Source organism: Hwangdonia seohaensis (assembly GCF_031932625.1).
Classification (GTDB): Bacteria; Bacteroidota; Bacteroidia; order Flavobacteriales; family Flavobacteriaceae; genus Hwangdonia; species Hwangdonia seohaensis.
In genome coordinates this window covers 853057-877933 of the sequence record NZ_JAVSCK010000001.1, presented here as the reverse complement: position 1 = coordinate 877933, position 24877 = coordinate 853057, and the positions used below count along the sequence as shown (strand labels likewise).

Genomic DNA, 24877 nt, shown 5'->3' with positions numbered 1-24877 from the left:
TTACTTTAAAAATGTGTCGGTAATTTACTAAAATTACTTTTAAGTATTTATATTTTCGCAGCTAATTGTTAATAATTATTCTTTTTTGTTTGAATAATATTAACATTATAAGCTATAATATGAAATGTGCTTGATAATTTTGCTGAACATTGTTGTAATTTCGATTTACGAATGGCACCCGATATTAATTTTAAAATAAAAACCAACAGATGAAACGTATTGTAATTTTTGCGTCCGGAAGTGGTACTAATGCTGAAAATTTAATTAAGTTTTTTCAAAACAGCCATAATGCGTCTGTTATTCAGGTACTTACCAACAATCCTCATGCCAAAGTTTTAGAGCGATGTAAAAAACTGAAAGTCAGTGCTTTATCCTTCAACAAAATAGCATTAACAAAAACTGAAGATGTGTTGAATATTTTAAAAGCTTCAAAACCAGATTTAATCGTGTTGGCCGGTTTTTTATGGAAATTTCCCGATAATATTTTAAATGCATTCCCTAATAAAGTGATTAATGTGCATCCGGCTTTATTGCCCAAATATGGTGGCAAAGGCATGTACGGTATACATGTGCACAACGCGGTGGTTGCCAATAAGGAAAAAGAAACAGGCATTACCATCCATTATGTAAATGAACATTATGATGAAGGCGCCATTATTTTTCAGGCGAGATGCGATGTGGATCCAAATGATTCAGCCGAAGATGTTGCGGCTAAGATTCATGAATTGGAGATGGAACATTTTCCGAAGGTAGTTGAAAAACTTTTAAATGGATAATTCAATGAATGCTGAAAGTATTAAGGGTAAGTTTAAGGTCATTGAAAGTTTTGCAATTAGAACTAAAAAGGAGTTTTACTTGATTGGGAATCTTACAGAAGGACAAATACGAAAAAAATGGTTTGTTTATGTTGTTTTAAGCGGTTCATTATCTTTGACATTAAGAGTTTCTAATATTGAAGAAGTAGAAATATCAGGTGAAAACGAAAAGTATAAATTTTTAACTGTTTCAGGAGATAATGAAACTTTAAATATACTACTTGGGCTTAAAATTGGTAATGAAAACCTTAATATTACGATAGAAGGTAACGATTAATAGATTCCCGCCTTCGCGGGAATGACAAAATGAGCAAAAAAAAGAAAAAATATTATACCGTTTGGAAAGGCCACAAAACAGGGGTTTTTGAAACATGGGATGATTGCAAAGCCCAAATAAAAGACTACCAAGGTGCGGTATACAAATCGTTTTTAACTTTTGATGCTGCAAAAAAAGCCTTAAAAGGGAACTTCAAAGATTATATTGGTAAAGCTTCAAAATTTAAAAGTGAGCTTTCTGAAGCGCAATTAAAAAAAATAGGGCTGCCCAATTACAATTCCATTTCAGTTGATGCCGCTTCCAGCGGAAACCCGGGAAAAATGGAATACCGAGGTGTCTATACCAAAACAAAAAAGCAGCTTTTTATTCAAGGCCCTTTTGAAGAAGGCACCAATAACATAGGTGAATTCCTTGCCATTGTTCATGGTTTGGCATTGCTTAAAAAAAACAATAGCGACCGCATTTTGTATACCGATTCCAGAACCGCGATAAGTTGGGTTAAAAAGAAAAAATGCAACACAAAGCTTGAACGCAACGAAAAGAACAAACCCCTGTTCGAACTTGTTGATAGAGCCATCGATTGGTTGAAAACCAACAGCTACAAAACCGTTATTGTAAAATGGGAAACCAAAGCTTGGGGAGAAATTCCTGCGGATTTTGGGCGAAAATAAATTCGTTTTTTAGCACTTAAAACACTTATATTTGCAAAAAATTATAACACCTTTTTATGGGTAAATTAGTAATAGTGGGCACCATGGCTTTTGATGCCATTGAAACGCCTTTCGGAAAAACCGATAAAATTCTTGGTGGAGCTGCCACTTTTATTGGTCTTGCAGCGTCTCATTTTAATGTTGATGCCACAGCCATTTCAATTGTTGGTGGCGATTTTCCTCAAGATTATTTAGATTTATTATCAAACAAAAACATCGATCTCACTGGAGTAGAAATTGTTGAAAATGGTAAAACGTTTTTTTGGAGCGGACGTTACCATAACGACATGAATTCCAGAGATACGCTTGTTACAGAATTAAATACGCTCGCCGATTTTAACCCCGTTGTGCCAAAAAATTATCGTAATGCCGAAGTGGTTATGTTAGGAAATTTACATCCTATCGTCCAATCTAGCGTGTTAGACCAAATGACTACCAAACCAAAATTAGTCATTTTAGATACTATGAATTTTTGGATGGATTCAGCTTTAGATGATTTGCACAACGTAATAAAACGTGTTGATGTGATTACTATAAACGATGAGGAAGCACGACAGTTAACTGGTGAATATTCGTTGGTTGTTGCAGCCAAAAAAATACACGAGATGGGACCAAAATACGTCGTAATTAAAAAAGGCGAACATGGGGCGTTGTTGTTTCATCACGACCACGTGTTTTTTGCACCCGCTTTACCGCTTAAAGAGGTTTTCGATCCAACAGGCGCTGGCGATACCTTTGCCGGAGGATTTGCCGGTTACATTGCAAAAACAGGAGACACCTCGTTCGACAACATGAAAAACGCCGTGATATATGGCTCGACATTAGCATCGTTTTGCGTTGAAAAATTCGGAACCGAACGTATGGTTAATCTAACGAATGAAGAAGTGCACAAACGCCTATTGCAATTTAAACAATTAACGCAATTTGATATAGAATTAGCATAAACAAACGCGCTCATAAATAGAGCGCGTTTTTATTTTAAGATAAAGCTTCAAAATAATTATATTTTTAAAACAATAAATTGTTATTCCTCCGAAAGCAGGAATCAAAACTCAAATAAAACGCAAAATGAGTGATGCATTAAAACACGAATGTGGCATAGCCATGATAAGGCTTTTAAAACCACTGGAATACTATAAAGAAAAATACGGCAGCGCATTTTATGGTGTGAATAAAATGTACTTAATGATGGAAAAACAGCACAACCGTGGGCAGGACGGAGCTGGTTTTGCAAGTATTAAACTAGACACCAAACCAGGCGAGCGCTACATAAGTAGAGTACGCTCGATAGCGCAACAGCCCATTCAAGATATTTTTGCACAGATTAACCAGCGAATTAATAAAGAACTTACCGAGCATCCTGAATATGCCGATGATGTTGCTGCACAAAAAAAGCACATTCCGTATATAGGCGAAGTTCTTTTGGGGCACGTGCGTTATGGAACTTTTGGTAAAAACAGCGCAGAAAATGTACATCCGTTTTTAAGACAAAACAATTGGATGCACAGAAACTTAATTATGGCTGGAAATTTCAACATGACCAATGTTAAAGAGCTATTTAGCAATTTAATTGAGTTAGGGCAACACCCAAAAGAATACACCGATACCATAACCATTATGGAAAAAATCGGTCATTTTTTAGATGATGCCGTAAGTAAAATTTATAAAGACCTAAAAAAAGAAGGCTATAATAAGCAAGAAGCTTCTCCGTTAATCGCAGAACGCTTAAAAGTAAGCAAAATATTACGACGAGCTGCAAAAAATTGGGATGGTGGTTATGCCATGGCAGGACTTATTGGCCATGGCGATGCATTCGTTTTAAGAGATCCCGCAGGTATTCGCCCTACCTATTATTATAAAGATGACGAAATAGTTGTGGTCGCTTCAGAGCGTCCCGTAATTCAAACGGTTTTTAATGTTGATTTTAAAGATGTTAAAGAATTAAAACCGGGGCATGCAATCATTACCAAAAAATCAGGAAAGGTATCCATTAAAAAAATATTAGAACCTTTAGAAAGGAAATCCTGTTCGTTTGAGCGCATTTATTTCTCCCGAGGAAGTGATGCCGAAATATACCAAGAACGCAAAACGCTAGGGAAGCTATTGATGCCTAAAGTTTTGGAAGCTATTGATGATGATACGAAAAACACCGTGTTTTCATATATCCCAAATACAGCCGAAACATCCTTTTTTGGAATGATAGAAACCGTTGAAGATTACTTAAACGAAAAGAAGACCGAAGCCATTTTAAAAGGTGGTGGTAAAATGTCTGCCCAAAAAGTCACCGAGATTTTAGAAGAAAGACCGCGCATTGAAAAAATAGCCATAAAAGATGTTAAGCTACGAACCTTTATAACCGAAGATAGTAGTCGCGACGATTTGGTGGCCCATGTTTACGATGTAACTTATGGCGTTATAAAACCAACCGATAATTTGGTAATAATTGACGATAGTATTGTACGTGGCACCACTTTAAAAATGAGTATTCTTAAAATGCTGGACAGATTGCATCCTAAAAAGATTGTAGTCGTTTCCTCGGCGCCGCAAATACGCTACCCAGACTGTTACGGCATTGATATGGCAAATCTTGAAACACTCATAGCTTTTAGAGCTGCATTGGCCTTGTTGAAGGACAGAAACATGTACCATATCGTTGAAGATGTTTATAATAAATGTTTGGTACAAACCGAATTGGACGATAAAGACGTTAAGAATTTCGTTAAGGAAATTTACGACCCTTTTACCGATGAAGAAATCTCGGATAAAGCTGCCGAATTATTAAGTGATGAATGTATAAAGGCGGAGGTTAAAATTATTTTTCAGCCTGTAGAAAATTTACATAAAGCTTGCCCAGATCATGCAGGTGATTGGTATTTTACGGGAAACTATCCAACCGTTGGTGGAAACAGGGTTGTAAACAGGGCTTTTATTAATTTTTACGAAGGCAATAAGGAACGGGCTTATTAAGTTATAAAAGTATAACCTACTAGTAGAGGATTATTGCATAAAAACATTTAATCTGAAAAAAACGACCGTTCGTCTAAAAAATAATCGTTTTCTATTAAATACGCATAAATTGGTATCACCATAACATAAGTAGGTTAAGTTCATGGTAGATTTGGGGCAAAAAAAGGTGAACTTCTGTTCGCCTTTTTTTATGCATTTTACTTTTTTATCACACTATAATTGCAACAAGTCTTTTTTCCTTAAACATTCAGTGTTATCTCATTTAAGCCAATATATAAGCCGTTTAACTAAAATATTTTAGCGGGCTGTTTCAACGTTATATATTTGTTCCACCATAACATAAGTAGGTTAAGTTTATGGTAGATTTGGGGCAAAAAGGTGAACATCTGTTCACCTTTTTCATTTTATATCGTCTCCAGAAAATTAGAAGTTTCTTTTTTATATTAATTCACCATTTTCAAATCGTTTATCCTACACTGAATTTAAAATATTGGATAACCTAGTAAAAAGGTCGAGAAACGATGATAATAATCGACTTCAAAAGATATCTATAGCAAAATGGAATGCATAGTCTTATTTTAGAAAGACTAAACCGATTAGATATGTAGCGTAATAGCAGGTAGCCCCGCTAAGGTTAATCCAACTTATCCGTTAGTTTAACAAACACTTTTTTAGGGTTTTTGTTTTCATATAAAACCTCATATACGGCATTTATAATAGGGATTTTTGCTTTTTTCCCGTTCTTTTCGTGAAGTAAATGTGCACTTTTTGTAGCATAATAACCTTCGGCAACCATATTCATTTCCATTTGAGCCGATTTTACGGTGTAACCCTTGCCAATCATGTTTCCGAACATACGGTTTCTGGAAAACACAGAGTAACCCGTTACCAATAAGTCGCCCAAATATGCCGAATTGTTAATGTTGCGTTTCATTTTGTGGCGCTTTTTTATAAACCGTTTCATTTCCCGAATGGCATTGCTCATTAACACACTTTGGAAATTATCGCCATAACCCAATCCGTGGGCAATTCCTGCGGCAATAGCATAAATGTTTTTAAGCATAACGGCATATTCAATACCAATAATATCGTCGCTAATGGTCGTTTTAATGTAATGGCTGGACAAATTATCGGCAATATTTTGAGCCTTTTCAGCGTCGGAACACGATACCGTTAAATATGATAAACGCTCTAAAGCAACCTCTTCTGCATGACAAGGACCAGCAATTACGGCAATATTATCGTATGGGATTTTATAAACATCATGAAAATGTTCGCCAACCAACAATCCCGTTTCGGGCATGATACCTTTTACGGCCGAAACAATGATTTTGTTTCCAATATTGGTTGTTAATTTCTCCAATTCCGAATGCATAAAAGCCGAAGGAATTACAAATATTAAAACATCGGCATAATCGGCAATTTCATTAATATCGTTACTCAGCTTCAATTGCTCTAAATGAAACTCTACCGAGCTTAAATAATTCGGGTTGTGTTGTTCTTTTAACAAATGTTCTTTGGTATAAACACTGCGCATGTACCAACCCACTTCATCTAAATTTTCGCAAAGCATTTTTACAATGGCTGTTGCCCAACTTCCTGCGCCAAAAACCGCATATTTTAAAGGTTTATCCATAAAAAACATAATTATTTGAATCTCAAAAATACGTAAAAAAACAATCATTTTTAAGCCCATAAAATATTCGCACTCGTTTTTTGGCACGCGTTTTGAAACTGTGTAAATAGAAACCCTAAAAATGTTTGATTATGAAGACTGTAAAAATACTTTTAACTTTTGCTTTATCAGCAACACTATTTACATCTTGTTATGTAGAAAATAATATAATTGATGAGGAGCCAACAATTTCGATAAACCAATTGTTAAGTTCTTACGAATTATGGTATGTAGATATTAATAGCACGAGTGGCTACGGCACCACACCGTTTTTGCAAAAAGCGTTTACCATTTCGTTTAAAAACGGCGTTATGTTTGCTAACAACAATTTGGTTGGTATTGGCAGCAGTGGCAGTGGTTACGGTATTGCAGTTGCCGATTACAATGCTTACGATATGATTTTAGATGTAAACCACGATGTGGATGGGTTTGAAACTTTTGATGTGTATCAAATAGATAATAATACGATTGAATTATACAATCCAAATAATGACACCTCGTATTTTTTAGACGGTTACCAACGTAGTAATTTCGATTACGATTTTGTGTTCTACGACAATATTCATTATTTCTTACAGGAATACGAAGCTTGGGAAAAAACTTATACCAGTGAGTTTGGTGCCATTAACGAATTTGACAACGAAAACTATTTGCAGTTTTTAGCCGGAGGAAGCGACGATACTTTTAGAAGCTCGCAGGACGAAAACGGGACAAGTCTGAATAATCTTGTTTGGGATTACACCGGGTTTTATGGCGTTGGAAATATTACCGGAAATTCAAAACTTAAAACTTTAACATTAGATTATGATTCCTTCGACAATGAACATTTCGAATTAAGCGTTTTAAATGATGCCAAGATAGAATTGTTTCACCCGGCATCTGAAACCGTTTACGAGTTTGAAGGTCGAGGGTACATTCAGTATCTAAAAAATGATGGTGTAAAGAGGAAAGAAACCCTTAAAAGAAACGACATGCGTAAGGAAAGAAAAAATAAAGTAGACAACCCAAGAAAAAACACTAGGGTTTAATAAAAATTTTGGTTGGTTATTTAGTTGAGAAACTGTTTAGGGCACTTTGCTTTAAGCAGTTTCTTTTTGGTTTAAAAACAAGCATGTTGACCAATTAAAATTACTCATATTAATCAGAAATAATTTCAATTTCGTGTTATCTATTTGTTCAATGGTTATAATCAAGTTTATATTCTTGGTTCTAAAAGGCGTAGCGATCTTAAATCTTTTTATACTTAATATGTGACTATTAAATTCTTACTGTGTCTTAACATATGTATCGATAAAATAATGTATTTTAACCTGAACAAAAATTAATTAGTAACACTTAAAAAAAACAAAACAAAAATGGGACTATTTTCATTCATTAAAAACGCGGGCGCCAAAGTATTTGGCATTGGGAAAACAGATGCTGAAGAAGCTGCCGAAGCAGCGGCTGCTAAACTTAAAGCTGAAGCAACGGCTGCGGCAAGTTTACAAGAAACAGTTGGAGATTTACAATTACAGGTAGAAAACCTTAATATTCATATTGCTGGCGATACAGCAACAATTACAGGAAAAGCATACAACCAAGCTACAAAAGAAAAAGTAGTTTTGGTAGTGGGCAACTCAAACGGTATTGCGACTGTGGACGACCAAATGACGGTTGAGCACGTTGAGCCAGAAGCACAATTTCACACCGTGGTAAGTGGCGACACGCTAGGGAAAATAGCTAAAAAATATTATGGCAACGCGATGAAATATCCAGAAATTTTTGAAGCTAACAAGCCTATGCTTACCGATCCGGATAAAATTTATCCAGGCCAAGTATTGCGCATACCTGCCTTAGACTAATTTAAAGTACCTACTTTATATGCAAAAAGCCAACTTAAAAAAAGTTGGCTTTTTTGTCTTTTTATCCTTTACTGAAATAAAGTAGCTGCTTTTTCTTTCTACAGAAGTGCTATCCTAATTTTGTGCTTGTTGCTTAGCCTCTTCAATCATTTTTTCGCTCGGTACAATAGCGACGTTTACACGACGGTTTTTTGCGCGCCCTTCGGCTGTAGCGTTATCGTGCATGGGCTGCGATTCGCCAAACCAATTGGTAGTAAAACGCCCAGAACTCAAACCTTTTCCTTTTAAGTAATTTGTAACGGCATAGGCCCTGTTTTTTGAGAGCACCATATTCGATTCATCGCTACCTACACTATCAGTGTGTCCAACCACAAGAATATTGGTATCTGGATATTCTTTAAATACATTCGCCAATTTATTCAAAGTTTCCTGCGAAGCAGAATTGATATTATATTTAGCGGTAGCAAAGTAAACGCCACTATTTTCATCAAAAGTAACTACAATACCGTTATCTACGCGCTCGACTTGCGCTCCAGGAATTTCTTCTTCAATTTTCTGAGCTTGTTTATCCATTTTGTTGCCAATTAGCACGCCTGCACCACCACCAACAACGCCTCCAATAACAGCACCTAATTCGCCATTACCGCCTTTACCAACATTGTTTCCGATAATGGCCCCCAAAATAGCGCCACCCGTTGCACCAATTACAGCGCCTTTTTGTTTGTTGTTTGCATTTTCAATAGCCTTACAGTTAACTAGACTAATAGCCAAAACCAAGCTTAAAAAAGTTATTCCTATTTTTTTTATATACATTTTCATCATTTTATATTTTATATTGTTTTTTTGAAATTAGACCGATTGAATTCAATCTATTATTGTGGGATAAAATTCATGGTAATAACAAATGGTGCACCGTCAAGCATAACGGTGTGCTCCCATTGCATTGAGGTTTCGGACAAGGCTTTCAGCTTTATTCTAAACCCTTGATTGTTCTCCGACTTTCCTTTTTCGTTGGTCGGTTTCAACAGAAAATCATAAAGTCCCGTTTGAGCATCAACTTCTTGAATTGTGAAATTAAAATACCTGTCGCCGGTGGCACATTCCGTATTGTTTATAGCATACGTTCCGGTGTTGTTGTTTGGTACAAATTGCCACGCGCTGCCTTCAAAACATGCTTTTGAGACATCGTTTAGCAAGGTAACATTGTAAGTGCCTGATTTATTATAGCTAACCGAGGTTAACGACCAATTTCCTTTAATTGTTTTATTGGCTTGTCGTACGGTTTTTGATGTTCCGCAAGACATAAAAGTGATTGTTAATAGTACTATTAGTAGGTTTTTCATAATGTTTATTGATTTTAATATGTCATCAAATCTAGATATAAGCGTTAAATTACATTGATGCTTTTGATTAAAATATTAATACGTTCACTAATACATACGATAAATAATGTGAAGTTGGATTTAATAAAATGCTTACAAACAGATTTTCTTGAAAACATTAATTAAACAAGTAAAAAGACAAGCTAAAATACTTAACTTATTTGCAATCCATTTGAAACTTTAGAATCATCAGGGTTTACAAACACCAGCTTTCCATCAGGGGTTTCGGTCATTAAAATCATGCCTTGGCTTTCTACACCTCGAAGCGCTCTAGGAGCAAGATTTACCAAAACGGTTACTCTTTTTCCAACCACTTCTTCGGCCGTAAAGCTTTCTGCAATTCCAGAAACTATGGTGCGTACATCAATACCCGTATCTACTTTTAGCTTTAACAACTTTTTGGTTTTGGGCATTTTTTCGGCTTCCAAAATCGTACCAACCCGAATATCCAATTTGGTAAAATCCTCGAAGGTAATTGAGTCTTTTTGTGGCTCGACAGTGGCATTTGCTTTTTCATTGGCTTTTTTACTGGCTACTAATTTATCCAATTGCTTTTGAATGGTGTCATCTTCAATTTTAGAAAACAGCAATTCTGCCTTTCCTATTTGATGGTTTGCTGGAAGTAATACGTCTTTGGTACTTACTTCGTTCCATGTGTTCTCGATACCATTCTCCGCTGTCGAATCACTCGAACTGAGATTAAGGATGCCTTTTAACTTATTTGAAGTAAACGGTAAAAACGGTTCGCTTAAAGTGGCCAATGCCGATGCTATTTGAAGCGCAACATACATGATGGTTTTGGTGCGCTCTTCATCAACTTTAATTACTTTCCAAGGTTCTTCGTCAGCCAAATATTTATTGCCTAATCGGGCTAAATTCATAAGTTCTTGTCCGGCTTCCCTAAATCGATACCGTTCAATAGAACTCGCAATCACATCTGGATAGGCTTTTACCGTTGCCAAAGTCTCGTTATCTATTGGCGATAACTCATTTGGCGCAGGCACAACACCGTTGTAATATTTATTGGTTAGCACCACAACACGATTGATAAAATTGCCAAAAATAGCCACCAATTCGTTATTGTTTCGTGCTTGAAAATCTTTCCAAGTAAAATCGTTGTCCTTGGTTTCTGGGGCGTTTGCGGTTAAAACGTAACGCAGCACATCTTGCTGGTTTGGGAAATCCTGCAAATACTCCGTTAACCAAACGGCCCAATTTTTGGAAGTTGATAACTTATTGCCTTCTAAATTCAAAAACTCGTTTGCGGGCACATTTTCCGGTAAAATATAAGAACCTTCCGCCTTTAGCATGGCCGGAAAAATGATACAGTGAAAAACAATATTATCCTTACCTATAAAGTGTACCAATTTTGTGTTTTCGTCTTTCCAATAAGGCTCCCAATCTTTCCCTTCGCGAGCGGCCCATTCTTTGGTTGACGAAATATAACCTATGGGCGCATCAAACCAAACGTAAAGCACTTTACCTTCGCCACCTTCGGCGGGTACGGGAATGCCCCAATCTAAATCGCGGGTTACGGCACGCGGACGCAAACCATCGTCAATCCACGATTTTACTTGTCCGTACACATTGGGCTTCCAATCTTTTTTGTGTCCTTTTAAAATCCATTCCTTTAAAAAATCCTCATGTTTATCCAAAGGCAAAAACCAGTGTTTGGTTTGTTTTAAAGTAGGAACATTGCCCGTTATTGCCGATTTCGGATTTATTAAATCGGTAGCATTATGGCTGGTGCCACAATTTTCACATTGGTCGCCATAGCTTTCCTCGTTGCCACATTTTGGGCACGTGCCTATAACAAAACGGTCTGCCAAAAACTGGTTGGCTTCTTCATCAAATAATTGCTCAGTGGTTTCTTCAACAAACTCTCCTTTATCATTTAAAGTGGTAAAAAATTCCGATGCAGTTTTATGATGAATTTTAGCCGATGTACGCGAATAATTATCAAAGGTTATCCCAAAATCCTCAAAAGATGCTTTGATTATAGCATGGTATTTATCGACAATATCCTGCGGAGAAACACCTTCGCTTTTTGCTTTAATGGTGATGGGCACACCGTGTTCGTCGCTTCCGCAAACAAAAAGCACATCGTTTCCGGTTAAACGTAAATAGCGTGCGTAAATATCGGCCGGTACATAAACACCCGCTAAATGCCCGATGTGAATGGAGCCGTTGGTGTACGGTAATGCAGCGGTAATGGTATATCGTTCTGGTTGATTCATTGTGAAATTAGAATTAAACTGCCATTGTGAGTTTTTTGGTAAAAACTATGGTAATCTGCTAAATTTTGAAAAGATTACCGCGTCGCTTCTCTCCTCGTAATGACGTTAGATTTTAACAAGCCGTAAAAGTACGCATTTTGAAGGCTATTTAGAAAAAAATATCTGCTTTTCGTGGTAGCAAAAAACCTGTTTTTTCAAACTTACATACATTGCTTTTTTTCCTACATTTGAAATAAAAAGGCTAATGAAAAACCAACTTCTTCTATTTTGTCTATTTATAATTTCATTTTATGGTATAGGCCAAAACGATGCTGATTCTACTCAGGTTAAACAGAACCCTATAATTTATGGCGATTTTATGATAGGTGGCGCTGGAGGAGAAGCTAGAGGATTATCTTTTGTGTTTGATTTAAATTATCAGTTTAACAAAGATTTAATCACGTTTAGAAGTTTACATCTACTCGATAAAAATGAAGATGTGAATTTTTTTGAAGCTATTTTTATATTTCCTATTTATATGGGCGGTGATTCTATGAACGAATTCTCTTTGCTTTATGGCAAGCGCTTTATTTTTGATGGGTCTGCACTCAGCATATCTGCCGGGGTATCTCAGAACTTAAGGAAATTCGAAGAAACAATTAACAATACTAAAGTTTCGCAAAGAAGTTCTTATATTGGAATCCCTTTTGAAGTAAACTTTAATTCCTTTAAGAGAGTTAAAAAGAGATACCGAATTGTTTATGGTTTAATCCCGATTGGAAAACCAACTTCTTTTGGAAGATCGATAGGGTTCAAGCTTTTTGGGAATTTTGGCAAGTTTAATTATTTTGGACTTGGTATTAATTTTGGTTGGGGCTGGCACAAAAAATATTAAATTATGAAATTAAAAAAACTAATGGTATGTTTTCTATTATTAATAGGAACATTTGAAGCGTTTTCACAAAACAAATTGATTCAACCACCTTATTTAAAGGCTGGAGATACGGTTGCTATTGTTGCGCCTTCGGGCATTTTAAAAAATAAATTAAAGGAAATGGAAGCCACCAAAACACTTCTTAAAAGTTGGGGCTTGCACACCGTTGTTGGAAAACATGTTTTTAACCAAGCAAATCATTTTGCGGGAACCGATAGCGAGCGTTGTGAAGACTACCAAAACGCTCTGGACGACCCTACAATAAGTGCCATTATGTGCGCTCGCGGTGGCTACGGAACGGTTAGGATTCTTGATAAATTGGATTATACAAAATTTAAAAACCACCCAAAATGGCTGATTGGATATTCTGATATTACGGCTTTGCACAATCAATTGCATAACGAAGGTTTTGAAAGCCTTCATGCTATGATGTGCACGAGTATGATTGATGATTTGGAAGCCATTAAAGAAACAATTTCAACCTTTAAAGATGCTATTTTCGGAAAGCCTTTAAGCTATACCCTAGAAGGTTCTGAGTATAATAAATCGGGCAGCAGTTCGGGACAGTTGGTTGGTGGCAACTTAACTTTATTGCATACCATGTTGGGCTCTGAAACCAGTATAGATGTGTCTGGAAAAATACTGTTTATTGAAGAAGTTGGTGAACACAAATACCACATAGACCGGATGTTACAAAGCTTAAAACGTGCTGGTTATTTCGATAACTGTAAAGGCGTAATTGTGGGCGATATAAATAAGATACGAAAAAACACAACGCCTTGGGGAAGCTCGATAGAGCAGCTTATTTTAGATGCTTTGGCAGATTATGATTTCCCGATTGCGTTTAATATGCCCGCCGGACACGAGGACGATAATCGTGCTTTGATTTTGGGACGAACAATTAAATTGACCGTTGATAAAGATAAAAGTTTGGTTGTTTTTGAGGAGTAATAAAATATAAACACCTAAAAACCAGTATGTTTTGCTAATGTCATATTTAAAGGTTATCTTTGTGCCAATTCGTGATACAACATGACAACAAATTATTTTTTATATAAACAAGCAAGTTCTGTTGAGGTATTTCAATCAATACCTTATTTGCACGATGATATTTTTTTAAATCACTCCAAAGAGTTTATTCTATAATCCCTGTCAAGACTCAAGACAGGGCATTTATACAGTTTTACAGAATACATTTTAATCATTATTTTCCTTTTTTTAATGCTGCTTTTTACGGTTAAACGCCTGCATGATTTATGCTGTGTTTAATGGTTTGGGTCAAAAACAAAAGCCTTAAAAAAAAGAAAGTTTTAAATATCAATATTATGTCAGATCAAGTTATTTTAACAACCGGAATTTACGATATGATCAAAGATCACGTAAGAAGAAAAAAAGTAACCCAACAAGAAGAAGAGCTATTGCTTGAAGAATTAAGAGGGGCAAAACAGGTGCGTCGAAGAGAATTACCAAACGACGTTGTAACGGTAAACCGTAGAGTAAAAATTATGGACCACACAGCGAATAAAGAAGAGGAATACATTTTCGTTTCAACCGATAAAAAGAATAACAAAAAGCGTAAATCTTCAATTTTAAGTGATGTTGCCGTGGCTACAGTGGGCCGAAAAGTTGGCGATATTATTACTTGGCCTTTTAGAAATGGTGAGAAAAAGATGGAGATATTACACGTTGAAGAATTTCACCAAGCTTAACTATAAGCTACTCTAATATTTTTAAAAAACCTTGGATTTATAAATCCAAGGTTTTTTGTTTTTAATAAAAATTTCTTGAAACGAACCATCCTCGAGACAGAGTCATAGAGGTATTTCGCTCGTATCATTTTGACCTTAGAATCAAAAACCGAAATTTGGTATTTAGATTCCCGATTTCTCGGGAATGACAATTTCAACGGAAACCCCGAGGCAGAGCCTCAAGGAATTCTTTTCGATTAAAACCCGCGCTCCTTTTGCAACTGCTCATAAGCCATTTGCACTTGCCTGAATTTTTCTTCGGCGCCATTTTGGTGTTCTTTACCTAAGTGAATTACTTTATCGGGATGGTATTTTTTTGCCATTTTACGGTAGGCTCTTTTTACGTCGTCGTTGGTAGCGCTTTTATCAATCTCCAATATTTTATAGGCGTTGTCGCTGCTGTTATAAAACATGGCTTTAATGCTCTCATAATCGCGCGAACTAATACCCAAATAACCAGCAATGGTATAAATTTGTTTCACCTCGTTTTCGGTAACAAAGCCATCGGCTTTGGCTATACCAAATAAAAAATGGATGAGCTGTAAACGCGATGGATGATCCATCATTTGTTTAATTTGCAAACACACCGGTCTTACCGAAATGTTTTGTTTGCTTATATTTTTAAACAATTTAAAGGCTCGATTTGCACGTTCTTTGCCGTACATGTTCAAGAATTGCTGCCGTACGAAATCCAGTTCGCGTTGGTCTTGTTTTCCATCGGCCTTGATAACTACCGATGCCAAAACCAAAAGACTTACTTCAAAATCGCCCGATTGTGTTTGTGGACGTTGTCTGGGTTGTGTTCTGTAGGTCGATCTTCCGCGGCTTTTGGATTGCCTTTCGCCCAAAAGCGGATCGCTACTACCGTTTGTCATTGAATCTATTAGGCTTCCAATGGCTAATCCGATGATGGCCCCAATTGGCCCACCGAACGACCAGCCTAAAGCACCACCTATCCATTTTGAAAAACTCATGTTGTTTTCTTGTTTTTATTATGGTTCAAATATACTATTGTTAGTTGAAATTTATAAGGTTTTGTTACATTTCGACGGTGTCTGTGTTGAGCAAAGTTGAAATGCTCAATGCAAACCCCTGCGTTAAGGATAGAAGCGGCATCCTATTGCTTTTTTGCAAAAGATATAGCGGATAGCCTGACCTTATAACGCCATAAGCGTTTTAAGGGAACGCCCTAACCCTAATTACACGTTTTTTGATTAACTTTGCAGTATAATTATTAATAATAAAAAATTAAGATATGTATCCAGCAGAATTAGTAAAACCAATGCGCGAAGATTTAACCAATGTTGGTTTTGAAGAGTTACAAACTGCCGAGGCTGTTGATGCTGCTTTAGCAAAGGAAGGAACGACTTTAGTGGTTGTAAATTCGGTTTGTGGTTGTGCAGCGGCCAATGCGCGCCCAGGGGCGAGAATGAGTTTGCAAAATGCCAAACGACCAGACCATATTACAACTGTTTTTGCAGGTGTTGATAAGGAGGCTGTTGATAAGGCACGAGAATATATGATTCCCTTTCCTCCAAGTTCACCATGTGTGGCCTTGTTTAAAGATGGCGAATTGGTGCACATGTTAGAGCGCCACCACATTGAAGGCAGACCAGCAGAATTAATTGCTGAAAACTTGGTTGATGCCTACAATGCGCACTGTTAAAATTTAGATGTATTTTAATTGGGCTAATTATGTAGCCCAAAAAAATATAAAATGAAAATTAGACCTGTTATGTTAAAACATGACGGGTCTTTTTAGTTAAATTAAGTTTGAAATCGCTTAGATTTGATTAAAATTTAGATTTTTGCATGACCTTGATTAAATATATCATCCAGCACACTAAGCTGCCAGAGCAGGCCGTAAAAAACACCATCGAGTTACTTAACCAAGACTGTACCATTCCGTTTATTTCACGCTACCGAAAAGAACGCACCGGAAATTTGGATGAAGTTCAAATTGGAGACATTGTAAAATACAAAGATCAATTTGAAGCGTTGGAAAAGCGAAAGGTTGCAATTTTAAAAGCACTTGAAGAACAAGCTGTTTTAACAGGGGAATTAAAACAGAAAATCGAATCGACCCAAGATTTAACCGCACTAGAAGATTTATACCTGCCCTATAAAAAAAGTCGAAAAACAAAAGCTGAAAAAGCGCGACAAAACGGTTTGGAACCGCTCGCAAAAATTATTATGGGTCAGAATGCAAACGATTTGGAATCTATTGCATTGAGATACGTAAAAGGCGATGTTAATTCAGTTGACGATGCTTTGGAAGGTGGGCGTCATATTATTTCAGAATGGATAAACGAGCGTACCGATATCCGGAACAATATCCGCCATCAACTAGAGCGATTTGCCATGATTTCCACAAAAGCGGTAAAAACAAAAGCAAGTGAAAACGCCCAAAAGTTTAGAGATTATTTTGATTGGGAAGAAAATTTAAGCAGAATCCCATCACACCGATTATTAGCTATTTTAAGAGCTGAAACCGAAGGCTTTATTCGCGTAAAAATAAACATAGATGACGAGCGCGCTCTAAATCACATGGAAATACGCCTTATTAAAAGCAATAACGCTTGCGCGGAACACATAAAAACCGCCATTCAAGATGCGTATAAACGCTTGTTGTTACCATCGTTAAGCAATGAAGCACTACAAATAGCCAAGGAAAAAGCCGACGAATCTGCCATTGGTGTATTCGCTAAAAACCTAAAACAATTGCTATTGGGTGCACCGTTGGGCGAAAAACGTGTGTTGGCTATCGACCCAGGATTTAGAACTGGTTGTAAAGTGGTGTGTTTAGATGCGCAAGGGCAATTAAAATACAACGAAACCATTTATCCGCATCCACCAAAAAACGATAGCCTTGGCGCCATGAAAAAAATAAGTTCGCTTGCTGATGCCTATAAAATTGAAGCCATTGCCATTGGTAACGGCACGGCATCCCGCGAAACCGAAGCCTTAATTAGAAAAATTAGATTTAAAAACGACATTCAAGTATTTGTCGTTAGTGAGGCTGGCGCGAGTATTTATTCGGCATCTAAAATCGCACGGGAGGAATTCCCCAATTACGATGTTACGGTTCGTGGTAGTGTTTCCATTGGTCGGCGTTTGCAAGACCCACTAGCGGAATTGGTAAAAATTGATGCCAAATCTATTGGCGTAGGGCAATATCAGCACGATGTCGATCAGACCAAATTACAAAAGTCGTTAGATACAGTGGTTGAAAATTGTGTGAATTCGGTTGGGGTAAACATCAATACTGCCAGCAAACCGTTATTGAGTTATGTGTCGGGAATTGGCCCCAAACTAGCCGAAAACATTTTTAATTACCGAAACGAAAACGGGTCGTTTACCTCAAGAAACGACATAAAAAAAGTACCGCGTTTGGGTGCAAAGGCCTTTGAGCAAGGTGCTGCTTTTTTAAGAATTAAAGGTGCCAAAAACCCGTTAGACGATTCGGCCGTACACCCTGAAAGTTATGGCATTGTAAAACAGATGGCGAAAGATTTGGGTAAAAACGTTGCGGATGTAATAGGGCATTCCGAATTGCTTAAAAACATAGATTTAAAACCATACTGCACCGATTCGGTTGGCTTACCGACGCTTGAAGACATTGTTAAAGAACTTGAAAAACCCGGTTTGGATATTCGCGAACAAGCCAAAGTATTTACTTTTAACCAAAATATAAAAACAATTAACGATTTGCGCGAAGGCCAATTGCTTCCGGGAATTGTCAACAACATCACTAATTTCGGTTGTTTTGTTGATGTTGGTATTAAAGAAAGCGGTCTCATCCATGTTTCAAATCTATCGGATACGTTTGTAAAAGACGTGAATGAGCACGTAAGTTTACACCAACAAATTATTGTAAAAGTTTTAGAGGTTGATGTTCCGCGAAAGCGCATTCAACTAAAGTTGCATAAGTAATAAAAACAGGATAATATACTATCATAAATTGCCAATTTAGTCTCATGAAAACGCGCTGTAGTCAACTACTTTTGCCGATTTATTTTTAGTCACTAATTTAATTCAAATGAAAAGGGCAAGAATCGCACTCGTTATTGGAATATTTTGCATTTCGGTATTCCCTATTTTGGTTAAGCTTAACTTAACGCCAGGGGTTATTTCGGCATTTTATCGAATGTTGTTTTCACTGTTGCTACTTTTACCCTATGTATTAATAACACGACAACTAAAAATTCCTAATTTAAAAATAGGGTTATTGGCGGTTTTATGTGGCGTTATTTTTGGTAGTGATGTGGCCGTTTGGAATATTGCCATACAAGAATCTACCGCTACGCAAGCCTCGTTATTAACCAATTTATCGCCTGTTTGGGTGGGTGTTTTAGCGTTGCTATTTTTAAAGGACAAGCCCAAAACCAATTTCTGGATTGGTACCGTAATTGCGGTTTTTGGAATGATTTTGTTGGTTGGTTTTTCGGTTTTTAAAAATTTAGATTTCGATTTGGCCTTTAGCTTTGGAGTACTTTCGGGGGTTTTATATGCATTTTATATGCTAATAAGCAAGGAGGTTTTAAAAAATATGGACGTTATCACTTTTATGACGATAAGTTTAGCCGCTTCTTCTTTACATTTAGGCGTTGTGAGTTATGCAATAAACGAACCTTTTTCTGGATTTTCAGATGCCGGTTGGTTGGTATTGGTTATTCAAGCTGTTGTTTGTCAGCTTTTGGCTTGGCTTCTTATTAGTTACGCCACTAAGCACATGCGCGCTACAAGGGTTTCGGTAAGTTTGCTGGGTCAAGGTATTTTAGCATCAGCTTTAGCGTGGTTATTTATTGATGAAACCATTACCCTAAACATGGTGTTGGGCGGTATTATTTTATTAATAGGCATTGGTGTTACTTTTATAGAAAAACAGCTCGTCACTTTTAAAAAATAACACGGTATATTTTTTTTAACCGAACAAAAAATGAAGGGTTTTTAAAGGTTGATGTTTCCGCGAATGCGTATTCCCTTTAATAAATACAAATAAAAAATGCGAACTTTAAAGTTCGCATTTTTTTATGTTTCGTAACAAAAAGAAACTATCTGTTCATGTTTTTCATTTCATCTTTAAAGGTGTCCAAATCAACACCGTTGCTTACCAAAGTCAAGGCTTTATCCACAATGTACTTTACGTTTTCGGGGTGAAAACCCAAGCCCACACTAATTTTACCAAGCAACACCTCTTCATGGTCGCCCTTTATATGGTCTACATAAACCATACGTGCCAAATCGTACAAACGCTCTAACCGTCTATCGTAAGACATGGGCGGATTTATGGGGTGCGATTGGTAATCTTTTAAGATTTGGTTATAATCGCCTTCACTAATACTTAAATTACGAGCCAATCTATCTAAAAAGGCTTTTTCTCCCTCAGAAATCACACCATCGTCCATGGCAATACGCACAATGGCCGCAAAATGGTTTTTATTGCGCTTTTTAAACCCACTATCAAATAAATCTGAAAACGACATATATTTTTGTTTTAAAGGTCATGCAAACCTACATATTTTTTTTAATATTCTAAACCGAAACGTTTATTTTTTTGGGTGTTACCGCAAGGGTCGCGCTTTTTGTTGCAATCTTTTTTTCGTGCCTCAAAAAAGGATTTCCACTACAATCGCTAACGCGGAAATTTGGAGGTTCGTTTAATGTTTTTAGGGGCAGTTCAAAATTCGTGAAGATTTTTGTAAGTAGGTTTGAGCTAGCAATTAATTTTATAGTTGTGGGACAAATCGTTATTATATTCCAAAATTCCATCCTAACACTAATTTTATAGTATTGGTTTTAATTGTTCCTCCAATTGGTCTAGGAACACCACCTGTATCTAAAATTCCGAAATCATCTCTTATTTCAATTGTTAAGTCATTTTTCTCATTAAGAGAAATATTAGTGCCAATTCCGAGAGAAAGTCCGAAATCAATTTTTTTCAGTTCTGTAATAAGATCACTATCGTCATTTGGGTAATCTGGCTCAATTTTATTGTTTAATAGATAGTTGAAAAACGGTCCGCCATTTATGAAAAAATTTGAGCTTTCAAATTCATATTTTAATAGTATCGGTATATTTATATATTCATAAATTTCGTTGAAATTTTCTCTTCCTGTTTCTTCTGCCTCATAATTAAAGTACGTAAGTTGTATTTTCTTAATTTTCCTTTCGTAATTTATATTAGTCTTCAAGGATAGGTTTTCTTTAAAATAATAATCAAAAGTAACTCCTAACAAATACCCAACCTTAAATTTATTGTATTTTGCATATTCGTATCCTCTAATATCTGGGTAGTTTATTCCAGCATTTAATCCAATTTTAAAATCATTTTGAGCACTTAAATTCAATGAAAACATTAATCCTAAACCGATTAATAATAATTTAATTTTGTTCATAAGGGTATTTTAATTTTGAGTGAGTTTTAATGTTTTTTGAGGAAAGTTCAAAATTCGTGAAGATTTTCAGAAGTTAGCGAGAACAAGCAATTGCCTGTGTCTGTTGTTGAACATAATGCTTATTTAGTTAATTCTATTTGAAATTTTGTAGCATCAAATGCCATTTTTAATCCTCTAAGATTAGGTTCTGTTTTATTGGTTTCAAACAATTCATTTAGATATTCGGTTTGCTTATTTATCTTGTCGTTATCTTTTTGGAAAATTTGATATTTCAAGAGAAGTAAATTCGCCATAATTTTATCTGAGACACTTAAATGGCCTTCATTTAGAATTTCGTTTAACGTGCTTTTTATCGCATTATCATTTTCGAAAAGTTCATCAAATAGATAAGCATTAGCCAAATCAGATTTATTCATCTTTGAGTAATCATTCTGATCAGACATATCTTTTCTATAGGTCATTTTGTTTCCATTTAGAAAATACCATCTCGTGTAGGAGTCATTTTCTATTTTTATTTCTTTCTCAAATTCCTTTTTATTCGCACTCCAATTTGTAAAAGCTATCAAAAGCTCAGTGCCATCATCTTTCTTCAAGATTGCAAAGCGGATTAAGTAATTCCTTTTACCAGGTTTTTCAATTTCAATGTCTAAATTATTTTCTATTGAAACATATTTTTTCAGAGCTTTCAAGATTGAAGAAACATCTTCTGGATTTGCTTCTGGAAATAAATTTTCTCTTAAAAATAGGTCGATGTACAGATAATGAGTTAAATAAAAATCATCTATTTTCAGATAATTCGACTCATTTAAATGATCCGTTTTTATCTTAATTTTTTCAGATTGAGCATATCCAAAATTTGTGAATATTGCTAATAGTAAAATCGTGATTATTTTTCTTTGCATTCTATTGGTATATATTGTGTACAACTTTTAAGTATACCAATCCGTTTTAATGATTGATACACTGCGCTAAACGAAGATAGAAGATTTTTTCTACAATTTCAAGCAATTATTTTGATTTGCGAATAAGGCTTTTTTATAACAGTTCGATTTCAATTTAAAATCAAATGTGTACTTTTATGTTTTAAAATCAAACAAAACAATACGATTTCCTTCTTTTAGGGAATGAAAAAAAATAAATTAGTTATGAAAGTTATAAATCAAAACATCCACATTGACGGTATCGATAAAAAGATACTTCGTGCCTTAATGCAAGATGCGCGAACACCAATTCTTGAAATTGCCCGTAACGTGGGTATTTCTGGGGCAGCTATTCATCAGCGTTTACGCAAATTGGAAAAATCGGGGTTAATCTCTGGTTCGAAATTTGTTATCAACCCCAAGGTTTTGGGCTACACCACGATGGCTTTTATTGGTATTTATTTAGATAAAGCCATGAGCAATCCCGAGGCCGTTAAACAGCTTAAAAAAATCCCTGAGGTTTTAGAATGCCATTACACTACGGGCAACTGGAGTGTTTTTATAAAAATTCTGTGTAAAGACAACGAACATTTAATGCATTTGCTCAACAAGGAAATCCAACCTATTTCTGGGGTGTCGCGTACCGAAACCTTTATTTCGTTAGACCAACAAATTGATAGACAGATAAGTATATAATATTTCTAAAACCTATAACCAAGTCGCAAATGCAGATTTGCTGCCACATCACTTTCGTTGTTTAAATATCCTGCGTCTTTAGCAAAGTAATATACATAGCCTATCCCTATCCCGGTTTCGTAAGTGAAGTGGTTCCCAATATTTCTTCTTATTCCCCAAGTCGGTACTATCGAAATATCACTAACAATGCGAATATTGTTATAATTGGAAATAACAAACCAATTTGGGTGATAACCTATTTTAAGTGATACAAAATTTCCGCTGTTGCCATCTACTCGTCTCGACTTGTTTTTGCGTTTATTTAGATTGTAATACCACCGAGGCTCCAAATTAATTACAGGAGCTAACAAAAACCCTGTGCCATCGTAAAAATCCCCGCCCCAAATTCCAGCATCTAACCCCAGTTCGCTTCGCAATGCAATCTGATTTGATAATTTAGATTCATTATGCATCCAGATTCCTAAAAAACCTGTTTGAATGCCATAAGTTGACTTTTCTACGCTTGTATTTTGGGACATAGAAATAAAGGATAATCCGCAAAAAATTGATGTGAGTAATATTCTTTTCATTTAGTTTTGGTTTCAGTTTTAAAAATACGGGAAAGTACTAATCAAAAATTATACCGAATAAGAAAAAACAACTTTTATTTAAAGAAAAACCCCAAACGAATGGCTTGGGGTTTAGAATTTATTTTTTTTTAAAGATTTCTGCCTTCGCAGGACTATTTACATTTTCATCAACCAAAAACGCACATCTACTTCTTGTTTTATAATTTGGCGTAAATCTTCAATTTTAACACGTTGCTGTTCCATGGTATCGCGGTGGCGAATGGTAACGGTGTTGTCTTCTAAAGTATCGTGGTCTACAGTGATACAGAACGGTGTTCCGTTGGCATCTTGACGTCTGTAACGTTTTCCAACGGCATCCTTTTCATCGTAAAACACATTAAAATCCCATTTTAAATCTTCAACAATTTGTTTTGCAACCTCTGGCAAGCCATCCTTTTTAACCAAAGGAAAAATGGCGGCTTTAACCGGCGCTAAAACACTTGGCAATTTTAAAACGGTTCGTGTTGTTCCGTTTTCTAATTCTTCTTCCTGTAAAGCGTTTGAGAATACGGCCAAAAACATGCGGTCTAAACCAATCGATGTTTCTAAAACATAGGGTGTATAACTGGCTTTTTCTTCGTGATCGAAATACTGTAATTTTTTCCCAGAGTATTCTTCGTGGGCTTTTAAATCGAAATCGGTTCGCGAGTGTATACCTTCCAATTCCTTAAACCCAAATGGGAATTTAAACTCAATATCGGCCGCGGCATCTGCATAATGCGCCAGTTTTTCGTGATCGTGAAAACGGTAATTTTCCTCGCCCATCCCTAGGGATAAATGCCATTTTAATCGAGCTTCTTTCCAATACTCGTACCACTCTTTTTGGGTACCCGGTTTTATAAAAAACTGCATTTCCATTTGCTCGAACTCGCGCATTCTAAAAATAAATTGGCGCGCCACAATTTCGTTTCTGAAGGCTTTCCCTGTTTGGGCGATACCAAACGGAATTTTCATGCGTCCCGATTTTTGTACGTTTAAAAAGTTTACAAAAATACCTTGGGCCGTTTCCGGGCGTAAATATAAATCCATGGCCGTATCAGCCGATGAACCCAACTTAGTGCCAAACATTAAATTAAACTGTTTTACTTCCGTCCAATTTTTGCTTCCGGTTAGCGGGTCGGCAATTTCCAATTCTTCAATAAGGGCTTTTACATCGGCCAAATCTTCGTTTTCCAAAGATTTTGCCATCCGCGAAAGCGTTGTGTTTATTTTTTCTTGATAACCTAAAACACGTCCGTTTGTAGCAACAAATTCGTCTTTATCAAACGCATCACCAAAACGTTTTGCCGCTTTAGCTACTTCTTTATCAATTTTAGCTTCAATTTTAGCACAATAGTCTTCAATTAAAACATCGGCCCGATAGCGTTTTTTAGAATCTTTATTGTCAATTAACGGGTCGTTAAAGGCATCAACGTGCCCCGACGCTTTCCAAATGGTTGGATGCATAAATATAGCGGAGTCAATGCCCACAATATTGTCGTTCATTTGCACCATGGCCTTCCACCAGTAGTCGCGTATATTTTTCTTTAACTCTGCGCCGTTTTGTGCATAGTCGTAAACAGCACTTAATCCATCGTAGATTTCACTACTCTGGAACACGTAACCATACTCCTTAGCATGAGAGATTACTTTCTTAAATTGATCGTCTTGATTTGCCATAAATGCAAAAATATGAAACCGTTTAAATTCA

The 24877-nt window shown here is 36.2% G+C and carries 24 protein-coding genes; 14 read left to right on the top strand and 10 right to left on the bottom strand.

Going from position 1 to position 24877, the window contains the following annotated elements:
- The first annotated feature begins 209 nt into the window (after window positions 1-209).
- The 5 genes from purN to RNZ47_RS03795 all read left to right on the top strand — a co-directional run bounded on the left by purN (window position 210) and on the right by RNZ47_RS03795 (window position 4769).
- Window positions 210-776: a phosphoribosylglycinamide formyltransferase gene (gene purN, locus RNZ47_RS03815; protein ID WP_311936601.1), complete on the top strand. Its 567-nt coding sequence runs from the start codon at window positions 210-212 to the stop codon at window positions 774-776.
- Window positions 769-1092: a hypothetical protein gene (locus tag RNZ47_RS03810; RefSeq protein WP_311936597.1), complete on the top strand. Its 324-nt coding sequence runs from the start codon at window positions 769-771 to the stop codon at window positions 1090-1092. Before purN ends, RNZ47_RS03810 begins: the two co-directional genes overlap by 8 nt.
- A 29-nt stretch (window positions 1093-1121) precedes the next feature.
- The gene (locus RNZ47_RS03805; protein WP_311936594.1) at window positions 1122-1763 is read left to right on the top strand and encodes a ribonuclease H1 domain-containing protein; all 642 of its coding nucleotides are present in this window, start codon (window positions 1122-1124) and stop codon (window positions 1761-1763) included.
- 56 nt (window positions 1764-1819) lie between these two features.
- Window positions 1820-2746 carry a PfkB family carbohydrate kinase gene (locus RNZ47_RS03800; RefSeq protein ID WP_311936591.1) on the top strand — a complete coding sequence of 309 codons (927 nt, stop codon included), beginning with the start codon at window positions 1820-1822 and terminating at the stop codon, window positions 2744-2746.
- Between the two features lie 124 nt (window positions 2747-2870).
- The gene (locus RNZ47_RS03795) at window positions 2871-4769 is read left to right on the top strand and encodes an amidophosphoribosyltransferase (RefSeq protein WP_311936587.1); all 1899 of its coding nucleotides are present in this window, start codon (window positions 2871-2873) and stop codon (window positions 4767-4769) included.
- A gap of 634 nt (window positions 4770-5403) precedes the next feature.
- Here RNZ47_RS03795 and RNZ47_RS03790 read toward each other — a convergent pair.
- Window positions 5404-6405, bottom strand: a complete 1002-nt coding sequence (locus tag RNZ47_RS03790) for an NAD(P)H-dependent glycerol-3-phosphate dehydrogenase (protein WP_311937490.1) — start codon at window positions 6403-6405, stop codon at window positions 5404-5406.
- Between the two features lie 131 nt (window positions 6406-6536).
- On the opposite strand from RNZ47_RS03790, the gene RNZ47_RS03785 reads away from it, so the two are divergent.
- Entirely contained in the window at window positions 6537-7472 is a 936-nt protein-coding gene (locus tag RNZ47_RS03785; protein WP_311936584.1) for a nicotinic acid mononucleotide adenyltransferase, read from the top strand.
- Between the two features lie 327 nt (window positions 7473-7799).
- Window positions 7800-8285: a peptidoglycan-binding protein LysM gene (gene lysM, locus RNZ47_RS03780; RefSeq protein WP_311936581.1), complete on the top strand. Its 486-nt coding sequence runs from the start codon at window positions 7800-7802 to the stop codon at window positions 8283-8285.
- A gap of 114 nt (window positions 8286-8399) precedes the next feature.
- Here the strand turns inward: lysM and RNZ47_RS03775 are convergent, their stop codons facing one another.
- The 3 genes from RNZ47_RS03775 to metG all read right to left on the bottom strand — a co-directional run bounded on the left by RNZ47_RS03775 (window position 8400) and on the right by metG (window position 11904).
- The gene (locus RNZ47_RS03775) at window positions 8400-9104 is read right to left on the bottom strand and encodes a YiaD family glycine zipper/OmpA-like lipoprotein (RefSeq protein WP_311936578.1); all 705 of its coding nucleotides are present in this window, start codon (window positions 9102-9104) and stop codon (window positions 8400-8402) included.
- 53 nt (window positions 9105-9157) lie between these two features.
- Window positions 9158-9628 carry a lipocalin family protein gene (locus RNZ47_RS03770; RefSeq protein WP_311936576.1) on the bottom strand — a complete coding sequence of 157 codons (471 nt, stop codon included), beginning with the start codon at window positions 9626-9628 and terminating at the stop codon, window positions 9158-9160.
- A 191-nt stretch (window positions 9629-9819) separates the two neighbouring features.
- Window positions 9820-11904 (bottom strand): methionine--tRNA ligase, encoded by a 2085-nt coding sequence (metG, locus tag RNZ47_RS03765; RefSeq protein WP_376717813.1) that lies wholly within the window; start codon window positions 11902-11904, stop codon window positions 9820-9822.
- A gap of 244 nt (window positions 11905-12148) precedes the next feature.
- On the opposite strand from metG, the gene RNZ47_RS03760 reads away from it, so the two are divergent.
- The 3 genes from RNZ47_RS03760 (at window position 12149) to RNZ47_RS03750 (ending at window position 14526) form a co-directional block, all read left to right on the top strand.
- Window positions 12149-12778 carry a hypothetical protein gene (locus tag RNZ47_RS03760; protein ID WP_311936574.1) on the top strand — a complete coding sequence of 210 codons (630 nt, stop codon included), beginning with the start codon at window positions 12149-12151 and terminating at the stop codon, window positions 12776-12778.
- Between the two features lie 3 nt (window positions 12779-12781).
- The gene (locus tag RNZ47_RS03755; protein WP_376717812.1) at window positions 12782-13768 is read left to right on the top strand and encodes a S66 peptidase family protein; all 987 of its coding nucleotides are present in this window, start codon (window positions 12782-12784) and stop codon (window positions 13766-13768) included.
- A 374-nt stretch (window positions 13769-14142) separates the two neighbouring features.
- The gene (locus RNZ47_RS03750; protein ID WP_311936571.1) at window positions 14143-14526 is read left to right on the top strand and encodes a GreA/GreB family elongation factor; all 384 of its coding nucleotides are present in this window, start codon (window positions 14143-14145) and stop codon (window positions 14524-14526) included.
- A 236-nt stretch (window positions 14527-14762) separates the two neighbouring features.
- Here the strand turns inward: RNZ47_RS03750 and RNZ47_RS03745 are convergent, their stop codons facing one another.
- On the bottom strand, window positions 14763-15539 hold the full coding sequence (locus RNZ47_RS03745; protein WP_311936570.1) for a TerB family tellurite resistance protein: 777 nt from the start codon (window positions 15537-15539) through the stop codon (window positions 14763-14765).
- 281 nt (window positions 15540-15820) lie between these two features.
- Between RNZ47_RS03745 and RNZ47_RS03740 the strand changes: the two genes are divergently transcribed.
- From RNZ47_RS03740 to RNZ47_RS03730, 3 genes are all read left to right on the top strand, one after another.
- The gene (locus RNZ47_RS03740) at window positions 15821-16231 is read left to right on the top strand and encodes a BrxA/BrxB family bacilliredoxin (RefSeq protein WP_311936565.1); all 411 of its coding nucleotides are present in this window, start codon (window positions 15821-15823) and stop codon (window positions 16229-16231) included.
- 146 nt (window positions 16232-16377) lie between these two features.
- Complete coding sequence (locus RNZ47_RS03735) at window positions 16378-18498, top strand: Tex family protein (RefSeq protein WP_311936562.1); 2121 nt, start codon at window positions 16378-16380, stop codon at window positions 18496-18498.
- A gap of 106 nt (window positions 18499-18604) precedes the next feature.
- Window positions 18605-19474: a DMT family transporter gene (locus RNZ47_RS03730; protein ID WP_311936559.1), complete on the top strand. Its 870-nt coding sequence runs from the start codon at window positions 18605-18607 to the stop codon at window positions 19472-19474.
- A gap of 145 nt (window positions 19475-19619) precedes the next feature.
- Here RNZ47_RS03730 and RNZ47_RS03725 read toward each other — a convergent pair whose 3' ends face one another.
- The 3 genes from RNZ47_RS03725 to RNZ47_RS03715 form a co-directional block, all read right to left on the bottom strand.
- The gene (locus RNZ47_RS03725; RefSeq protein ID WP_311936556.1) at window positions 19620-20051 is read right to left on the bottom strand and encodes a TerB family tellurite resistance protein; all 432 of its coding nucleotides are present in this window, start codon (window positions 20049-20051) and stop codon (window positions 19620-19622) included.
- 267 nt (window positions 20052-20318) lie between these two features.
- The gene (locus tag RNZ47_RS03720; RefSeq protein WP_311936553.1) at window positions 20319-20963 is read right to left on the bottom strand and encodes a porin family protein; all 645 of its coding nucleotides are present in this window, start codon (window positions 20961-20963) and stop codon (window positions 20319-20321) included.
- A gap of 119 nt (window positions 20964-21082) precedes the next feature.
- Window positions 21083-21865, bottom strand: a complete 783-nt coding sequence (locus RNZ47_RS03715) for a hypothetical protein (protein WP_311936550.1) — start codon at window positions 21863-21865, stop codon at window positions 21083-21085.
- Between the two features lie 243 nt (window positions 21866-22108).
- Here RNZ47_RS03715 and RNZ47_RS03710 point away from each other — a divergent pair, with 243 nt between their 5' ends.
- Window positions 22109-22579 carry an Lrp/AsnC ligand binding domain-containing protein gene (locus RNZ47_RS03710; RefSeq protein ID WP_311936547.1) on the top strand — a complete coding sequence of 157 codons (471 nt, stop codon included), beginning with the start codon at window positions 22109-22111 and terminating at the stop codon, window positions 22577-22579.
- Between the two features lie 5 nt (window positions 22580-22584).
- On the opposite strand, the gene RNZ47_RS03705 is transcribed toward RNZ47_RS03710, so the two are convergent.
- The gene (locus RNZ47_RS03705) at window positions 22585-23148 is read right to left on the bottom strand and encodes a hypothetical protein (protein ID WP_311936544.1); all 564 of its coding nucleotides are present in this window, start codon (window positions 23146-23148) and stop codon (window positions 22585-22587) included.
- A 156-nt stretch (window positions 23149-23304) separates the two neighbouring features.
- A complete protein-coding gene (locus tag RNZ47_RS03700; protein WP_311936541.1) occupies window positions 23305-24846 on the bottom strand; it encodes a glycine--tRNA ligase in 1542 nt (513 codons plus the stop codon).
- Window positions 24847-24877: the final 31 nt, after the last annotated feature.